Source organism: Gemmatimonadota bacterium (assembly GCA_016713785.1).
Taxonomy (GTDB): Bacteria; Gemmatimonadota; Gemmatimonadetes; order Gemmatimonadales; family GWC2-71-9; genus JADJOM01.
This window is the reverse complement of sequence record JADJOM010000002.1, coordinates 699,612-716,216: the sequence shown is the minus strand read 5'-3', so window position 1 is coordinate 716,216 and position 16,605 is coordinate 699,612. Positions and strand designations below refer to the sequence as shown.

The window sequence follows — 16,605 nt, the reverse complement described above, 5'->3', positions numbered from 1 at the left end:
ACCCGTTGTCAAATAATGTTTTGCAGAACAGCTAGTGACTGCCTCGGGGCCGCGGTCCCCGGCGCGGATCCGGGTCTCTTTGCGCCTGGCCCCGGCCGGTCGTGTCATTCGGCCACGTGTCAGTCAATCGCCCGCTCCGATTGCCCCACCGTAGGCACCCGGCCACATTCCGGCCCATGTTCGCCCTGCTCTGTACCGCCCTCGGCCTGAGCCTCGCGCCGCCACAGGATTCCGTGGTGCGCCTGGTGCCCACGGCGCCGGCGGAGACGCTCAACGTGACGGTGACCGGGCCGGCCACCGGCCCGACGCTGGTGATCATCCCGGGACTCATCAGCCCCGCCTACGCCTACCGGGGCCTGCTCGGCCCCCTCAACCAGGCCGGGATCCGGACGGTGGTGGTCGAACCGCTCGGCGTGGGCGGCTCGTCGCGTCCGGGCGGGAAATCCGACTATTCGATCTGGGCCCAGGCGCAGCGGGTGGGGGCGGCGCTCGACAGCGTGGGCATCGCCGACGCCGTGGTGATGGGGCACGCGGTGGGGGCCACGATCGCGCTCCGGCTGGCGGTGGAGCGGCCGACGCTGGCGCGCCGACTGGTCCTGCTCGAGGTGGGCTCGCTGGAATCGGCCGCGGTGCCCGGGGTGAAGCAGGCGCTCCGCTTCTCGTTCCTGGTGCGGCTCTTTGCCGGCCGGGGGCGGATCCGGAAGGAGCTGCGGAAGGGGCTCATCGGGACCTCGGTGGACAGCAGCTGGGTCACCGACTCGCTGGTGGAGCGCTACACGGCGGGGGCGGCGGGCAGCATGGGCGCGGTGCTGCGGGCGCTGAAGCGGATGGACCAGTCGGTGGAGCCCGACTCGCTGGTGCAGCGGCTGCCGGAGATCCGGGTGCCGGTGCGGCTGGTGGTGGGTGGCGGGGAGCGCCTCGGCGGCAGCCGGAGCGCCGGCAAGGGGCGGCTCCGCGTGCTGAGCACCGGCCTGCCGCAGTTCACGGTGGACACGATTCCCGGCGCCGGGCTGCACCTGCAGGAGGAGCAGCCCGACGCGGTGGCGGCGGCCCTGCGGCAGGAAGTGGAGGAGGCGTACCGATGACTCGCGACGCGCTGGACCTGCTGCTGGCCAACCTGGCCCCGCCCCGCGGGCGGGCGTGGCATGGCGGTCCGACCCCGGTGGGCGTGGTCCGCGGCGTCACCGCCCGCGAGGCGCGCACCGTGCCGCGCGGGGGCCGGCACAGCATCTGGTCGCTGACGCTGCACCTGGCCTACTGGAAGTACGCGGTGCGGCGGCACTTCGAGCCGGTGGAGCCGGGAAGCTTCCCGCGCTCCCCCGCCAACTTTCCCCGGGTGCCCGCCCGGGCCGACGAGGCGGCGTGGAAGGCCGATCGCGCCCTGCTCGCCGCGGAGCACCGGCGGCTCGCCGCCGCGATCGCGGCCTTCGACCCCGCGCGGCTGGGCGAGCGCTCCGAGAGCGCCCGCCGCTGGACCTACGGGGAGTTGATCGTGGGGTCGCTGATGCACGACGCCTGGCACGCGGGCCAGGTGCAGCTGCTCAAGCGGCTGGTGCGGCGGGCCTAGTACCGCCCCAGGTAGTTGCGGGTCTCCCACTCCGTCACTTCGCGGTTGAACAGGGCCACTTCCTCGCGCTTGGCCTCGAGGAAGCGCTCGGTGAGGTGCTCGCCGAGCGCGGCCTTGATCACGTCGTCCTTCTCGAAGCGGTCGAGCGCCTCGTGGAGGTCGCGGGGGAGGTCGTCGATCTGGTACTTCCGCCGGTCGCGGTAGCTCATGCGGAAGATGTTGCGGTTGACCGGCTCGCGGCAGGGCATCCGCTGCTCCACGCCGTCGAGGCCGGCCGCCAGCTGCACGGTGAGCGAGAGGTACGGGTTGGCGGAGGGATCGGGCATGCGCAGCTCGCAGCGGGTGCCGTCCTCGCGCCGCTCGGGGATGCGCACCAGCGGGGAGCGGTTCCGCATGCTCCACGCCACGTTGATCGGCGCCTCGTAGCCCGGGACCAGCCGCTTGTAGCTGTTGATCAGCGGGTTGGTGATGGCGCAGAAGCCGCGGGCGTGGTGCAGCAGCCCCTCCACGTACGACAGCGCCACCGCCGAGAGCTGGTGCTCGGTCTTCGGGTCGTAGAAGGCGTTGTCCTTGCCGCGGAAGAGGCTCTGGTGGGTGTGCATGCCGCTGCCGGCCTGCCCCATGATCGGCTTGGGCATGAACGACGCCACGAAGCCGTGCCGGTTGGCCAGGCTGCGCACCACGAACTTGAAGGTGGCGATGTTGTCGGCGGTGGTGAGCGCGTCGGCGTAGCGGAAGTCCACCTCGTGCTGGCCGGGCGCCACCTCGTGGTGGGCCGCCTCCACCTCGAAGCCCATCAGCTCGAGGTCCCGCACGATCAGGCGCCGCAGCTCCTCGCCACGGTCCACCGGGGTGAGGTCGAAGTAGCTGCCGGCGTCGTGGGTGACGGTGCTGGGGTTGCCCTGGGCGTCCTTCTCGAACAGGAAGAACTCCACCTCGCAGCCGGCCATCATCGAGTAGCCGAGGTCGCGCGCGCGGGCGATCTGCCGCTTGAGCGTGAGTCGCGGGCAGCCGGCGAAGGGCTGGTGGTCGGGGGTGTTGATGTCGCAGAGGAGCCGGGCCACCCGGCCCCCCTCGTCGTCCATCGGCAGGATGCGGAAGGTGTCGAGGTCGGGGACCAGGAGCATGTCGCTCTCCTCGATCCGCACGAACCCCTCGATGGAGGACCCGTCGAACATGATCTCCCCGTCCAGCGCCTTGGCGAACTGGCTGCGGGGGACCTCGACGTTCTTGTTGACGCCCTGGATGTCGGTGAACTGGAGCCGGAGGAAGTCCACCTGGAACTCCGCCGCCAGCTCGAGCACATCGGCCTTGGCGACGCCACGCAGCTGCCGGGGAAAATCGGTGACGGAGGGGCGGGGTGCGGTCATCCCAGGCTTTCGAGGATTTTCCAGAGCTCGATCGGGCTGAAGTCGCTGAAGCGGTTCATGATGTCCTGCTCGGTCCACTCGCGGAAGATCCAGCCGCTGCTCTTGTGGCGGGGTCCCTCGACGAAATGCAGCCGCCCCTGGGCCATGGTGCCCACGGTGCGGGTCTCGAGGTAGACCCCCCAGCGCGTCTGGCTCCGGGCCAGGTCGCCCAGGTGGCGGGCGGAGGGGGCGTCGGGAAGGGGAACCGGCGGCGGCTGCTGTGGCTGGGCCATGACTCCTCCGGGTTAGGTGGAGACTAACCAAGGGGAGGGGCGGGGGACAAGCGGGCGGCTTGGCGGCTCGGCGCACCGACCCTACCACCTTTACCGCCTTTACCGCCTTACCGCCCTTACCGCCACTCCCTCGGGCCCGGGTCGCGGCTGCGCCGCTCCCGAAGGGCCCTCGGTCGCCGCCCTACCGCCCCACCGCCCACCGTCTAGATTCCCCGCGCCATGACCACACCGCCCAGCTGCCCCGCCTGCCACGCGCCGCTCGCCACCGAAGCCCGCTACTGCCACCGCTGCGGCCGCGCCGTCACCGCCGGGGTGGGTGAGCAGGCGCCCTGGATCGTGGCCTGGGCGCTGGTGCTGGTGGCCCTCGCCGGGATCACCTGGTTCGTCACCACCAAGGATGCCCGCGCCGCGGCCCCGGACATGGCCAACGCCGGCAACACCGCCGCCGGCCAGGGGGGCGGCGCCGGCGCGCCCCCCGACATCTCCCAGATGACCCCGCGGGAGCGCTTCCTCCGCCTGCACGACCGGATCATGAACGCGGTGGGCACCGGCGACACCGCCACGGCGCTCCGCTTCGCGCCGATGGCGCTGCAGGCCTACGACATGCTCGACCAGGTCGACGCCGACGCCCGCTATCACGCCGGCGTGATCCACATCCAGCTCGGCGACTACCCCGCGGCGCTGGCCCTGGCCGACACCATCCAGGCCGCGGCGCCGAAGCACCTCTTCGCGGCCCTGCTGCGCCTCGAGGCGGCCCAGGCGGGCCGCGATGCCGCCGCCTACGACCGGGCCCGCAAGACCTTCCTCGCCGACATCGACCAGGAACTCCGCGCCGGCCGCCCGGAATACGACGAACACCGCGCCATGCTCGACGACCTGAAGCAGCGTCTCTCCACCCCCTGACGGCCGCCGCCCGGGCGCCCCGCCCGGCCTCCGGTACCCGGTACTGTCCATGCCCCGCACCATCCACGTCGCGCACTCGCCCGATTCCGACGACGCGTTCATGTTCTACGCCCTCGCCGAGGGCAAGATCGACACCGGCGACCTCCGCTACGTGCACGAGCTGTCGGACATCGAGTCGCTCAACCGCCGCGCCCTGCGCGGCGAGCTCGAGGTGACCGCGGTCTCGATCCACGCCTACGCCTACCTGGCCGATCGCTACGCCCTGCTGAGCAGCGGCTCCTCGATGGGCGACCGCTACGGCCCGCGGCTGGTGGCCACCACCGCCGCCCCCGCCGACCCGCGCGCGGCCAGCCGCGGCAAGCGCATCGCGGTCCCGGGCAAGCTCACCACCGCCTACCTGGCCCTCAAGCTCTACCAGCCCGACTTCGTCGAGGTGGTGGTGCCCTTCGACCAGATCGAGGACGCGGTGCTCGCCGGCACGGTCGATCTCGGCCTCCTGATCCACGAGGGCCAGCTCACCTTCCAGGAGCGGGGGCTCCATCTCTGGGCCGACATGGGCGAGTGGTGGTTCGCCGAGACCGGCCTGCCCCTGCCCCTCGGCGGCAACGTGGTGCGCCGCGACCTGGGCGAGGCCACCGTCCAGCAGGTGGCCCGCGACCTCAAGGACAGCATCGTCTACGCCCTGGAGCACCGGCGCCCCGCCCTGGAGCACGCCAAGCAGTTCAACCGCGGCATCGGCGACGAGAAGACCGACCGGTTCGTCGGGATGTACGTCAACGACTGGACGGTGGACTACGGCGCGCGGGGCCGCGAGGCGGTCCGGGAGCTGCTGCGGCGCGGGCACGCCGCCGGCCTGATCCCCCACCCGGTGCAGGTGGAGTTCGTGGGGTAGGGCGTCCGCGGGAGGGGGGGGCTGGAGTCGCCCCGTGAGGCGCCCCCTCCCCCCCGTTCCCCTTTCCCCCCGCCCCCACCGAGGATAATCTTCCCTGTCATAGGGTTAGCCAACCCGGAGACCACTTCCTCCCGGAGTTTCGGTGCCGCTGGCCGACGCCCCGATCAGCGTCCTCGTGGTGGATGACGAGGAGCCGATCCGGAATGCGCTCAAGAAGTTCCTGAACCAGCAGGGCTACGACGTCGTCACGGCAGGCTCCGGCGACGAGGCGTTGCGCGTGCTGCAACGCCAGAAGGTGTCGGTGGTGCTGCTCGACGTCCGGATGCCGGGGAAGAGCGGGATCGACCTGGTGCCCCAGGTGCTGGAGCTGGAGCCGAGCCTGGCCGTCCTCATGCTGACGGCGGTCAACGACGCCACCACCGCCGCGCTCTGCATGCAGCGCGGCGCGATGGACTACCTCACCAAGCCGATCGACCTCTCCGACCTGGCGCGCGCCATCCTGCGCGCCATCCGCCGCCGCGACAGCCAGATCGAGCAGGCCAACCTCAACCAGTGGCTCAAGGAAGAGGTGGCGGTCCGCACCGCCGAGCTGCGGCGCGAGCGCGCCAAGCTGGAGCGGCTCTCGATCGCCACCCTGGAGGCGCTGGTCAACGCCCTCGAGGCCAAGGATCCGTTCATCCGCGGCCACTCTGCCCGGGTGGCCGACATGGGCGCCATGATCGCGGCCGAGCTGGGCATGGGCGATGAGCAGATCGAGCAGGTCCGCATGGGCGGCCGGCTGCACGACATCGGCAAGATCGGCATCCGCGAGGACATCCTGAGCAAGGAAGGCCCGCTCACCGCCGATGAGTACGAGCTGGTCAAGCAGCACGTGGTGATCGGTTCCCAGATCCTCTCCCCGCTGGCGCACCTCGGCGAGATCATCGCCTTCGTGCGCAGCCACCACGAGCGCTGGGACGGGCAGGGCTATCCCGACCACCTGAAGGGGGAGGAGATCGCCCTCGGCGCCCGGGTGCTGGCCGCCGCGGAGATCTACGACGCGCTGACCACCGCGCGGCCGTACCAGGAGAAGATGCCGCCCGACGTGGCGGTGGAACGGATGCGGGACCTGGCCGGCTCGGTGCTGGATCCCACCGTCTACCACGCCCTCGAGGCCGCCGTCCGACGGAGGCAAGCCCTTGTCTTCCTTGACGATGCCCGCTCCTAGGCCCCCGGCCACCACGGCAGCAGGGACCCCGAAGGCCGCGCCCGACGCGGCCTTCTGTCGTTTTTGTGATGTGGACGAGACCGACCGCGCCGGAGCCGCCCGATGAGCCGCCTGGCGCTCGTCATCGAGGACGATCCCGACCAGCGCCGCCTGCTCGAGCGGATGCTCGGCGCCAGCGGCTGGCGGGTGGAGGCCGCGCCCGACGGCGAGGCCGGCCTGCAGCTGGCCGTCGAGCGCCGCCCCGACGTCATCGTGCTCGACGTCATGATGCCCCGGCTCAACGGGTACCAGACCTGCCGCCGCCTCAAGGCGGAGCCGGCCACCGCCACCATCCCCATCGTGATCGTCACCACCAAGGACCAGCCGGCCGACGAGTTCTGGGCCCGCGAGGTCGGCGCCGACGCCTTCCTGGCCAAGCCGGTGGATGTGCGGCAGCTGCTCGAGCTGCTCGACCGCCTCACGGAGTCCGCGTGACCCTGCTTCGCCTGATCCTCCTGTTCGCCGCAACGGTCGTCGCCATCGGCGTCCTGGGCATCGTGGCCTGGCTCATCTACGCCGCGTGGCTCTCCCGGGTGGAGCGCCGGCTGGCGGAGCGGAAGGGGCTCTACCGCGAGGTCGTGGCGGGGCTGGCGCAGCGGGAGAAGGCGCTGCTCGAGCCCGAGCTGCTCCAGCTCCGCACCCTGCGCGACTTCGAGGCGCTGGAGGCGCTGCTCGAGGAGCAGGCCCGGGGCCTCACCGAGCGGCCCCCCTGGCTGCTCGACACCTACGACCGGCTCGGCCTGGTCGACAAGTACATCGAGCGCATCCGCACCGCCAAGGAGTGGCGCGAGCGCGCCTTCGCCGCCGAGCTGCTGGGCCGGGTGGGCAACGCCAAGGCGGTGCCCGCCCTGCTCGAGACCATCGGCGCCACCCGCACCGAGGACGCCGACGTGCGGGAGATCGCGCTGCGGGCGCTGGCCCGCATCGCCGACCCCCGCGCGGTGGGGCCGCTGGTCGAGGCGCTCAAGCAGGCGGAGAACTGGCTGGCGCCGCGCATCGCCGACATCCTGGTGCGCCATGGCGCGCCGGTGGTGGAGCCGATGCTGGCCTTCCTGCGCGACCCGACCCGGCACCCCGCGCGGGCGTGGGCCGCGAACATCCTGGGCGAGCTCAAGGTCCAGAGCGCCTTCCCGGTGCTGATCGTGGCGCTCAAGGACATGGACGACGAGGTGCGCGCCAAGGTGGCCGGCGCCCTCGGCAAGCTGGGCGACCGCCGCGCCGTCACCTACCTGCTCGACCACCTGCTCTCCGACCCGGCGCCCTTCGTGCGCGCGCGCATCGCCAGCGCCCTGGGCCAGTTCGCCGACAGCGAGGTGATCGACCGCCTGGTCCGCGCCCTCGGCGACCCGGCCTGGTGGGTCCGCATGCGGAGCGTCGAGGCGCTGGAGCAGATCGGCCCCGCCGCCGAGGCGCCGCTCTCGGTGGCGCTCGACGACCCCGATCCCGAGATCCGCATCCGCGCCGCGGTGGCGCTGGAGCGGCTCGGGGTGCCCAGCCGCCTGGTGGGGCTGATCGAGCGGGGCGAGGACACCCCGGATACCCACGCCATGCTGGTCAAGTTCGGCGTGGCGGGCGCCCGCGAGCTGCTGGCCGAGCACCTGCTGCACCCCGCGCCGCGGGTGCGGCGGGCCGTGGTGGCGGCGGTGCGGCAGACCGACCGCCGCGACCTCGGCGTCGAACTGATCGAGCGGGCGCGGCACGACACCGAGCCCGCCATCCGGGCCGAGGCGCTGGAGGTGCTGCACGCCCTGACCGTACGCGAGGCCGTCCCCGCCGCCCTCGACGCCCTCGGCGACGCCGACGAGCGGGTGCGCGCCGCGGCCACCGCGCTCATCGGCGACCTGGGTGGCAGCGAGCTCGCGGGGGTGATCCTCCCCCGCTCCACCGACCGGGAGCCGCTGGTGCGCGCGGCCGCCGCGCGCGCCCTCGGCCTGATCCATGCCGCCGGCGCCGATCGCGAGTTCGCCCGCCTGCTGCGCGACCCCGAGGCGCTGGTCCGGGCCGCGGCGGCGGAGGGGGTGGCGGAGACCGGCTGGCGCGGCGCCGCCCCGCTGCTGGTGGAGCTGCTGGCCGACAGCGAGGCCGCGGTGCGCGCCGCCGCCGCCCGCGCCCTGGGCGAGCTCGGCGTGGCCGACACCGTCCCGGCGCTGGTGCGCAGCTACCGTGACGCGGAGCCCGACTTCGCCGACGCGATCACCGCGGCGGTGGCGCGCATCGACCGCGACCAGCTCGGCGCCATCATCGACCTGCTCCTGGAACGGAACGACGCCGACGGCCGGGTCCGGCTGGTGCGGACCATCGGGGGGCTTCGCCCCCCGTATCCCGTCCCGCTGCTCGAGTCGCTGTTCCGCGACCACGCCCCGCAGGTCCGCGCGGCCGCCGCCGACGTGCTGGGCCGGACCGGCGAGGAGCGGGCCACCGAGCTGCTGCTCCTCGGCCTCGATGACCCCGACGCCGAGGTGCGGGCCCGCGCGGTGGACGGGCTGGTGCGGCTGGGCCGGGAGACCGCCTCGCTGCGGCTGCTCACCCTGCTGCAGCAGGATCCCTCGCCCCTGGTGCGGGAGCGGGCCGCGCTGGCCACCGGCATCTTCCGCGCGCCCGGGGGCGAGGTGGCGCTGCTCGCCATCTGTCACCAGGACCAGCCGGTGGCGGTCCGGGTGGCGGCGGTGCTGGCCCTCGGCGCGTACGACCAGGAGAGCCTGGTGGCCCGGGTGGTGGAGATGGCGGACGAGCAGGAGCTGCGCGAGACGCTGCGCGAGCGCCTCAAGCAGGACGCCGAGTTCCGCCTGCTGGGCCTCCGCCTGCGCGAGGCCCGGCACGTGGAGCTGCGCGCCCTGGGCAGCACCAGCCGGGAGCAGATGGAGCAGACCCTGGCGGAGGGCATGCGCGGCGTGCTCTCCCCCGAGCAGCGGGTCCGGCTGGTGGCCGGCCTGCGGGTGTTCCAGGGGGAGCGCAGCCGCAGCGCGCTGCTCACCGTGGTGCGCAGCGACCCCGACCCGGACGTGCGGGCCGCGGCGCTCACCGCGGTGGGCGGCATGCTCGACGCCGACGAACTGCACCTGACTGCCACCCGCGCCCTGGCCGATCCCAACCGCAGCGTGCGGCACGCGGCCGTGGCGCTGTTCCAGCGCGTGGCCCCCGAGAAGGGGCTCCCCGGCCTGGTGCGCCTGCTCCGCTCCGAGGACGATGCGGTGGTGCTCAAGGCGGTCGCCGAGCAGGCCGAGGCCGCCTTCCCGGCGTTCCTCGACCTGGCGCTCGGCCTCGACCGCGATGGGCAGGAGGCGATCCTGCTCACGCGCATCGCGCGGCACATGCACCACCCCGACCTGCGCCGGGTGCTCGGCGTGGTGGGGCTGAGCCAGGCCACCCCGGTGCGCGAGGCCGTGGGCCAGCTGTGGGCGGTCCGCCCGGACCTGGTCGACGAGCCGGCGCTCGAGGGGCTCAGCGTCGACCCGGCGGTGCCGGTGCGCCGCGCGGCCGCGCATGCCTGGGCCGCCTGCCGCCGCTTCGAGCGGCTGGCCGCGATGCTGGGCGACCCCGACCCGGGGGTGCGGCAGGACATCGCGGTGGCCTTCCTCGACGCCCCCGACAGCGCCGCGCTCGAGCCGCTGTTCCTCGATCCCGACGAGATGGTCCGCGCGGCGCTGTTCGCCACCCGGCTGCTCCGCGGCGAGTGGACCGAGACCCCGGACTCGTTCGCGATCGGGCGCGCGGCGGCCGCCACCGCCATCCGCCGGGCCCAGCCGGTGGAGACCCTGCGCGAGGTGGCGCGGGACGACCGTGATCCCGCGCGCCGGCTCCCCGCCGCGCTGGCGCTCGCGGTCCTGGGCGACGACGCCGCCTACACCGTCATGCGCGCCGACCCCGAGTGGGCCATCCGCGACCGGGTGGGCCGCATGCTCGCCGGGTGGCGCGAGCCGCCCGGCACCCGGCACTCCGCGTGACCGGCGAGCGGGTCGCCGCCGTCGCCTCGGCCATCGGGCTGGTGCTCCAGCCCGTCTTCCTCGCCTACTTCCTGCTGTACAACGGCTACATGCTGCTGCTCATCCTGCTCTCCGCCCGCCAGGTGCGGCGGCGGGTGGCGGGGCACTTCGTCGAGGACCTCGACCTCATCGACGACAGCGACTACACCAAGCCGCTGACGATGGTGGTCCCGGCGTTCAACGAGGAGGTGACGATCGTCGACAGCGTCACCAACCTGGTGCACTGCGACTATCCCCGGTTCGAGGTGGTGGTGGTGAACGACGGCTCCAGCGACCGCACCCTCGAGGTGCTCAAGGACGCCTTCCGCCTCCGCCGGACCGACCTCCCCTACCGCGACGCCATCGGCACCGCGCGGGTCCGGGCCATGTACGTGGCCACCGTGCCGCTGCCGAAGAACGTCTCCCAGCTGGTGGTCATCGACAAGGACAACGCCGGCAAGGCCGACGCCCTCAACGCCGGCATCAACTGCTCCACCGCGCCCTACTTCGTGAGCCTCGACGCCGACAGCATCCTCGACCTGCGCGCGCTCAAGGAGCTCATGCGCATGGTGCAGGAGGACCCGCGGATCGTGGCGGTGGGCGGCCAGGTGGCGATCGCCAACGGCTGCACCATCCGCGGCGGCCGGGTGGTGAGCGTGGGCCTCCCCACCCACCCCTGGGCCCGGTTCCAGATGGTGGAGTACCTGCGCTCCTTCACCACCGGGCGCACCGGGCTCGACCGCCTCGACTCCGTGCTGATCCTTTCCGGGGTCTTCGCGGTCTTCGAGAAGGAGACGGTGATCCGCGCCGGCGGGTACCTCACGCCACTGGTGCAGCACCGGCTGGTGGGGGAGTACGTCGGCGACCGCGCCGGCACCGTCTGCGAGGACATGGAGATCGTGGTCCGGCTGCACCGCTTCGTGCGCGACAAGCTGCGCACCCGCCGGGTGGCCTTCCTGCCCCACCCCGTGGCCTGGACCGAGGTGCCCGAGCGGCTGGAGTCGCTGCGCAAGCAGCGGGGGCGCTGGTACCGCGGCCTGCGGGAGTCGCTCTTCTACCACCGCGACATGCTGTTCCGGCGGAAGTACGGCCGCATCGGCTGGTTCGCGCTGCCGTCGTTCTGGCTGTTCGAGTACTATGGCCCCATGATCGAGGCCATCGGCTACCTCTTCGTGGCGGCGTTCCTGGTCATGGAGTGGATCTTCCAGGTGCCGATCCTCAACGAGCAGTACGCCGTGGCCTTCCTGCTGGCCTCGCTCGGCTGGGGCACGCTGGTCAACATCTTCGCGGTGCTGGTCGGCGCCTGGCGCTTCCGCTACGGCCTCGCCGACCGGCTGCAGCGCGGCCTGCTGCCGTTCAACCGCAAGCGCGACGTCCTCATCCTGCTCGGCTACGCCGTGCTGGAGAACTTCTTCTGGCGCCCGCTCACGCTGTACTGGCGGCTGCGCGGCCTGTGGGACGCCTGGCGCGGCAAGAGCGGCTGGGAGAAATTCGCCCGGCAGGGGTTCCAGAAGCACCCGGAGGCCCAGCGTGCGGCCTGAACGGCAGTCCCTGCGGATCCTCGTGGTCGACGACGATCCCGACTACGCCCGGCTGGTCACCACCCTGCTGGAGCAGGCCGGCCACGGCCGCGCCCCCGTGGCCACGAGCATCGCGCAGGCCATGGCGCTCGCCCCCGAGGCCGACCTGGTCCTGCTCGACCACCAGCTCCCCGATGGCCAGGGCCTGGCGGCGCTGCCCGCGCTCCGCGCCGTGACCAGCCGCCCCGCGGTGGTGCTGGTCACCGCCCACGGCGACGAGGCGCTGGCCGCCGCGGCGCTGCGGGCCGGGGCCGACGACTACCTGATCAAGGATCCGTCGCTCCCCGCCCTGCTGCCGCAGGTGGTGGAGCGGCACCGCCGGCAGCGCGCGCTGCGCGACGCGCTGGCGGCCGCCGAGCGCGACCTGGTCCACGCCGAGCGGCTCGCGGCCATCGGCCAGCTCAACGTCACCCTGCACCACAACATCAACAATCCGCTGATGGCGGCGTACGCCGAGCTCGCGCTGCTCATCGACGATCCCTCGGTGCCGGCCGACCACCGCACCGCGCTGCTCGCCGTCCGGGAGCAGCTGGAGCGGATCCGCCAGACCCTCGACCGGGTCGGCACCCTGCGCCACGACCGCACCACGCCGTACCTCGACCACGTGCCGATGATCGACCTCTCCCGCCGCACCCAGGCGGTGCCCAGCTACCTGGGCGAGGCGGTGCTGCACCTGCCCGACCAGGACACCGAGCGGGTGGTGGCCATGCTGCTGCGCCACGCCGGCTTCGGGGTGACGCGGGTGACCGGCGCCGGCGAGCTCACCAGCCGGGCCTCGGAGGTCGGGGTGGCCGTGGTGCTCATCCATGGCAGCGGCGCCCCCGGCACCGACCCGCTGGGCGGGTTCCATCCCCCGCGCGAGCGCGACTTCCGCGTGGTGGCGCTGGTGCAGGGCGATCCCGCCCCCGCCCGCGCCGCCGGCGCCGACCACGTGATCGGCCTGCCCTTCGACCCCGGGACCCTCTGCGCCGAGGTGCTGGCCACCCTGCGCGCCTGAGGGCCGCCCAGCGCGTTCCCGGGCGGGCGCTTACTTTGCTGGCGCGCTCCGCGCAACGCGTACGGCCGTGCGCGTTCACACTCCTCCTGTCCCGGCTGGTCCCGTTGCCCTTCAGCTCGCTCAAGCTCGATGCCGCCCTGCTCCGCGCCGTGAAGGAGCTCGGCTTCGCGCGGCCCACGCCCATCCAGGCCGACGCCATCCCCCACGCCCTCGCCGGCAAGGACCTGCTGGCGTGCGCCAGTACGGGGAGCGGCAAGACCGCGGCGTTCCTGCTCCCGATCCTGCATCACCTGCTCGCCAAGCCGCGCCGCACCACCCGCGCGCTGGTGCTCACCCCCACGCGCGAGCTCGCGGCCCAGATCCTCGAGGACCTCAACGACCTCGCGGTGCACACCCCGCTGACCGCCGCGTCGGTCTTCGGCGGCGTGGGCATGGGCCCGCAGGAGCACGCCTTCCGGAGCGGGGTCGACGTCATGATCGCCACGCCGGGCCGGCTGCTCGACCACCTGAACCGGCCCTACGCCCGGCTCAGCGGCATCGAGTACCTGGTGCTCGACGAGGCCGACCGCATGCTCGACATGGGCTTCCTCCCCGAGATCCGGAAGATCCTGCGCCACGTCCCAAGCAAGCGGCAGACGCTCTTCTTCAGCGCCACCATGCCGCCGCCGATCGCCGCGCTCACCCGCGAGATGCTGCACCACCCGGTGACCATCAACATGGAGCGGCAGGCGGCGCCCGCGGTGGGGATCACCCAGGCGGTGTACCCGGTGCCCCAGGAGCTCAAGGGCCACCTCTTCCTGGAGCTGCTCAAGCGGGGCGAGATGCAGGAGGCGCTGGTGTTCACCCGCACCAAGCACCGCACCGACCGGCTGCAGAAGTTCCTGGTGAAGCACGGGATCAAGGCGGAGCGGATTCACGGCAACCGCAGCCAGGGCCAGCGCACCGAGGCGCTGGCGGGCTTCAAGAGCGGCAAGTACCGGGTGCTGGTGGCCACCGACATCGTGGCCCGCGGGATCGACATCAGCGAGCTGGGCCACGTGGTGAACTTCGACGTGCCCGCGGCGCCGGAGGACTACATCCACCGGGTGGGCCGCACGGCGCGGGCCGAGGCCACCGGCGATGCCTTCACGTTCGTGTCACCGGAGGAGGAGGGAGACCTGCGGGGGATCGAGCGGGCCATCGGGCGGCGGCTGCCGCGGATCACGGTGCCCGACTTCGACTACCGCGCCAAGGCCGAGGTGCAGCTGGAGATGCCCCACGCGGAGCGGATTGCCCAGATCCGGGCCCGCAAGGCGGAGGAGCGGCAGCGCGCCAAGGCCAACGCCGAGCGGCGGGCGGCGGCGCTCGCAGTCCGGACCGCCGCGGAGACCCGCAAGGCGGGCGGCGGCGCGAGCCACCGGCCCCGGCCGGGCGGCGGCGGTGGGAGTGCGCGGCCCCAGCCGCGTCGGCCGCATCGGGGCGGCCGCCGGCCCGAGGGCTGAGCCTAGCGGAACCCCCCGCTCACCCGGGCGGGGGGCTCGCGCTCCCGGAACGACCCGGCCACGCTCCCCGGGGGCACGTCGATCGGGGCCTCCCCGCCCCGGAACACCCGCATGAAGCTCGGTCCGTGCAGCTCGACCCCCGCCTGCTCCACCCGCAGCCAGCTCCCCTCCCGCAGGCCCAGCACCGTGATGCCCGGATTGAGCGCCAGGAACTCCTGGATCCGGTCGTCCCGGCTCTCGCCCCCGTGGTTGGGGAGCACCTCGTCGGTGTAGTGCGGGTTGATCTGGAACGGCACCAGGTGCAGCCCCGCGAAGGAGGGTGGTTGCACCACCGGCATGTCGTTGGTGGTCCGGATCGTGGGGCAGGCCAGGTTGGCCCCGGCGCTCCACCCGATGTAGGGCGCGCCGTGCATGACCTTGTGCCGGAGGCGCTTGAGCAGGTCGGTATGATGCAGCTGCTCCAGCAGGCGGAAGGTGTTCCCGCCCCCGACGAGCAGCCCGTTGGCCTCCCGGAGCACCTCCGTCGGGTCCCCTTCGTGCAGCGACTCGACCATGTGACCCAGCGGCTCCAGCGCCCGGCGCACCCGGGCGGTGTAGTCGGCGTAGGACACCGTCACGGCGGCGTACGGGATGAAGGCCAGCCGCCGGGGCTCGGGGCCGAGGAAGGCGCCGATGGCGCCGAGCGCGTGCGCCAGGTAGCCCTCGCCGGGATTGCGGGAGTTCGACAGCAGCAGCAGACGGGGCATGAAGTCCGCGGGGTGTGGGTAAGCGCGAGGGACAGGTACCAGGGGACCGGCCGCCCCATCTCCGGCCCCTATTTCCGTTTCACGACCGGCAGTTCCCTCGTCATGATATCCATTTCTTCCCGCGTCGCCAGTCGGGGGAGCGTCTGGTCCGCCTCGGCCGCCGGCGAGAAGGCCACCGCCAGGTCGGCCGGCAGCAGGTGGCGGATCGAATTGGCGTAGTACTCGAGCAGCGGACGCTCCCGGGGCAGGATCACCAGGTCGGGTCCCTGCGCCAGCACCAGCCGCCGCATCGAGAGCATCAGCCAGGCCCGGGCCCAGACCTCGGTGATGGGCAACTCCTGCCGCACCACCTTCGCGTCGCCATCCGTCAGCCGGTCCCGGATCTCGTCCATCCGCTCCAGCACCCGGTCCCGGGGCACCACGCTCGCCCCGAACGACAGCAGCGCCGCCGCCGCCAGCGGCACCGGGGTCACCGGCACCACCTGCCCGATCCGCTCCAGCGCCAGCTCCGCCAGCCGCTGCAGGTGGGGCAGCCGCTCCCCCTTGGGCAGCGCCAGGATGCCCGGGGGCTGCGCCGCCAGCCACCCCCGCACCGACAGCGGCGTGCCGAACGCCACCGACACCCGCCCGTACCGCTTGAGCTGGCCGGTCAGCAGCCGGACGGTGTTCCAGCCCATGTAGGCGAGCACCACGCCCAGCTGGCGCCAGCGCGGCGGCCGCCGGCCCCCCACGATCCGCTCCCGGATCAGGGAGCGGTCCTCCAGCACCCGGTCGTAGTTGATCCCCACGGGAACCAGCCAGATGTCGCGGTCGAAGGCCGGGTCCTCGAGGGTGCGGACGATGTAGTCGAGCAGGCCGAGCTTCACCGGCCGGAGGGCACCGTCCCGGGTGAGCCCCCCCTCGGGAAAGATCCCCTGCGTCACCCCGTTGCGGGTGATGAGCTGCACGTACCGCTCCAGCACCGTGTGGTACAGCGGCTCGCGGAACCGGCGCCGGATGAAGTAGCTGCCGAAGCTCTTGAAGACAAACTCGAGCGGCCACACCCGGGCCCACTCCCCCACCGCGTAGCTGATGCTCACCATCCGCGCCATGACGTAGGCCAGCACCACGTAGTCCGCGTTGCTGCGGTGGTTCATCAGGTACACCACCACGTCGCGCCGCGGCATCCGGTCGAGGGCGGGCTGGTCGCGGTACTCGATGGTGGACTTGTAGAGCAGGTTGATGAGCAGCCGCGAGAGGTTGTACCCGATCCGGTAGTACGACAGCACGTTGAAGAACGGGACGATCTCGTCGATGTACTGGTTGACCCGGATCCGCACCTCCGAGTCGGCCATGCCGTGCGCCGCGGCGTGCTCGGCGATGGCCGCCCCGATCCCGGGGTCGGCGAGCAGCGCCTCGCGGATGCGGTCGCGCTCCACCAGCTTGTACCGGTCCACCCGCGAGCGGAACTGCCACAGCGTGGTCCGCGCCCACCGGCGCAGCCGGTGCCGCAGCACCGAGCGGGTGGCCAGCAGCACCACCGCGGTGCCGATGGCCGCGAAGAGGAACGCGGCCGTCAGGATGAGCCAGAGGGGGAGGGACACGGAAGG

At 72.9% G+C, this 16,605-nt stretch carries 14 protein-coding genes; 10 read left to right on the top strand and 4 right to left on the bottom strand.

The genetic code is table 11. The features are described from left to right. Window positions 1-176: 176 nt before the first annotated feature. Complete coding sequence (locus tag IPJ95_07470) at window positions 177-1,085, top strand: alpha/beta fold hydrolase (GenBank protein MBK7923463.1); 909 nt, start codon at window positions 177-179, stop codon at window positions 1,083-1,085. Next, complete coding sequence (locus tag IPJ95_07465; protein MBK7923462.1) at window positions 1,082-1,567, top strand: DinB family protein; 486 nt, start codon at window positions 1,082-1,084, stop codon at window positions 1,565-1,567. Before IPJ95_07470 ends, IPJ95_07465 begins: the two co-directional genes overlap by 4 nt. On the opposite strand, the gene glnA is transcribed toward IPJ95_07465, so the two are convergent. Together glnA and IPJ95_07455 are read right to left on the bottom strand one after the other, a co-directional pair. After that, the gene (glnA, locus tag IPJ95_07460) at window positions 1,564-2,937 is read right to left on the bottom strand and encodes a type I glutamate--ammonia ligase (GenBank protein ID MBK7923461.1); all 1,374 of its coding nucleotides are present in this window, start codon (window positions 2,935-2,937) and stop codon (window positions 1,564-1,566) included. The genes IPJ95_07465 and glnA overlap by 4 nt on opposite strands. After that, window positions 2,934-3,209, bottom strand: a complete 276-nt coding sequence (locus IPJ95_07455) for a hypothetical protein (protein MBK7923460.1) — start codon at window positions 3,207-3,209, stop codon at window positions 2,934-2,936. Before IPJ95_07455 ends, glnA begins: the two co-directional genes overlap by 4 nt. Window positions 3,210-3,428: 219 nt before the next feature. Here IPJ95_07455 and IPJ95_07450 point away from each other — a divergent pair, with 219 nt between their 5' ends. The 8 genes from IPJ95_07450 to IPJ95_07415 all read left to right on the top strand — a co-directional run bounded on the left by IPJ95_07450 (window position 3,429) and on the right by IPJ95_07415 (window position 14,270). Then, window positions 3,429-4,112, top strand: a complete 684-nt coding sequence (locus IPJ95_07450) for a zinc ribbon domain-containing protein (protein ID MBK7923459.1) — start codon at window positions 3,429-3,431, stop codon at window positions 4,110-4,112. 49 nt (window positions 4,113-4,161) lie between these two features. Then, on the top strand, window positions 4,162-5,004 hold the full coding sequence (locus tag IPJ95_07445) for an ABC transporter substrate-binding protein (GenBank protein MBK7923458.1): 843 nt from the start codon (window positions 4,162-4,164) through the stop codon (window positions 5,002-5,004). Between the two features lie 142 nt (window positions 5,005-5,146). Next, the gene (locus tag IPJ95_07440) at window positions 5,147-6,211 is read left to right on the top strand and encodes a response regulator (GenBank protein ID MBK7923457.1); all 1,065 of its coding nucleotides are present in this window, start codon (window positions 5,147-5,149) and stop codon (window positions 6,209-6,211) included. A gap of 102 nt (window positions 6,212-6,313) precedes the next feature. Further along, the gene (locus IPJ95_07435) at window positions 6,314-6,685 is read left to right on the top strand and encodes a response regulator (protein ID MBK7923456.1); all 372 of its coding nucleotides are present in this window, start codon (window positions 6,314-6,316) and stop codon (window positions 6,683-6,685) included. After that, window positions 6,682-10,194, top strand: a complete 3,513-nt coding sequence (locus tag IPJ95_07430; protein ID MBK7923455.1) for a HEAT repeat domain-containing protein — start codon at window positions 6,682-6,684, stop codon at window positions 10,192-10,194. Before IPJ95_07435 ends, IPJ95_07430 begins: the two co-directional genes overlap by 4 nt. Beyond that, complete coding sequence (locus tag IPJ95_07425) at window positions 10,191-11,753, top strand: glycosyltransferase family 2 protein (protein ID MBK7923454.1); 1,563 nt, start codon at window positions 10,191-10,193, stop codon at window positions 11,751-11,753. Before IPJ95_07430 ends, IPJ95_07425 begins: the two co-directional genes overlap by 4 nt. After that, window positions 11,743-12,789, top strand: coding sequence for a response regulator (locus IPJ95_07420; GenBank protein MBK7923453.1), 1,047 nt, complete (start codon window positions 11,743-11,745; stop codon window positions 12,787-12,789). The genes IPJ95_07425 and IPJ95_07420 overlap by 11 nt, the downstream gene beginning before the upstream one ends. A 104-nt stretch (window positions 12,790-12,893) precedes the next feature. Next, the gene (locus IPJ95_07415) at window positions 12,894-14,270 is read left to right on the top strand and encodes a DEAD/DEAH box helicase (protein MBK7923452.1); all 1,377 of its coding nucleotides are present in this window, start codon (window positions 12,894-12,896) and stop codon (window positions 14,268-14,270) included. Window positions 14,271-14,272: 2 nt separating this feature from the next. Here the strand turns inward: IPJ95_07415 and pepE are convergent, their stop codons facing one another. Together pepE and IPJ95_07405 are read right to left on the bottom strand one after the other, a co-directional pair. Continuing rightward, a complete protein-coding gene (gene pepE / locus IPJ95_07410) occupies window positions 14,273-15,016 on the bottom strand; it encodes a dipeptidase PepE (GenBank protein ID MBK7923451.1) in 744 nt (247 codons plus the stop codon). Between the two features lie 68 nt (window positions 15,017-15,084). Further along, complete coding sequence (locus IPJ95_07405) at window positions 15,085-16,599, bottom strand: 1-acyl-sn-glycerol-3-phosphate acyltransferase (protein ID MBK7923450.1); 1,515 nt, start codon at window positions 16,597-16,599, stop codon at window positions 15,085-15,087. Window positions 16,600-16,605 lie beyond the last annotated feature (6 nt).

Coding starts and splice junctions, on each gene's coding strand:
- IPJ95_07465 (MBK7923462.1), top strand. CDS start 1,082: ATGACTCGCGACGCGCTGGACCTGCTGCTGGCCAACCTGGCCCCGCCC.
- IPJ95_07450 (MBK7923459.1), top strand. CDS start 3,429: ATGACCACACCGCCCAGCTGCCCCGCCTGCCACGCGCCGCTCGCCACC.
- IPJ95_07435 (MBK7923456.1), top strand. CDS start 6,314: ATGAGCCGCCTGGCGCTCGTCATCGAGGACGATCCCGACCAGCGCCGC.
- IPJ95_07470 (MBK7923463.1), top strand. CDS start 177: ATGTTCGCCCTGCTCTGTACCGCCCTCGGCCTGAGCCTCGCGCCGCCA.
- glnA (MBK7923461.1), bottom strand. CDS start 2,937: ATGACCGCACCCCGCCCCTCCGTCACCGATTTTCCCCGGCAGCTGCGT.
- IPJ95_07455 (MBK7923460.1), bottom strand. CDS start 3,209: ATGGCCCAGCCACAGCAGCCGCCGCCGGTTCCCCTTCCCGACGCCCCC.
- IPJ95_07445 (MBK7923458.1), top strand. CDS start 4,162: ATGCCCCGCACCATCCACGTCGCGCACTCGCCCGATTCCGACGACGCG.
- pepE (MBK7923451.1), bottom strand. CDS start 15,016: ATGCCCCGTCTGCTGCTGCTGTCGAACTCCCGCAATCCCGGCGAGGGC.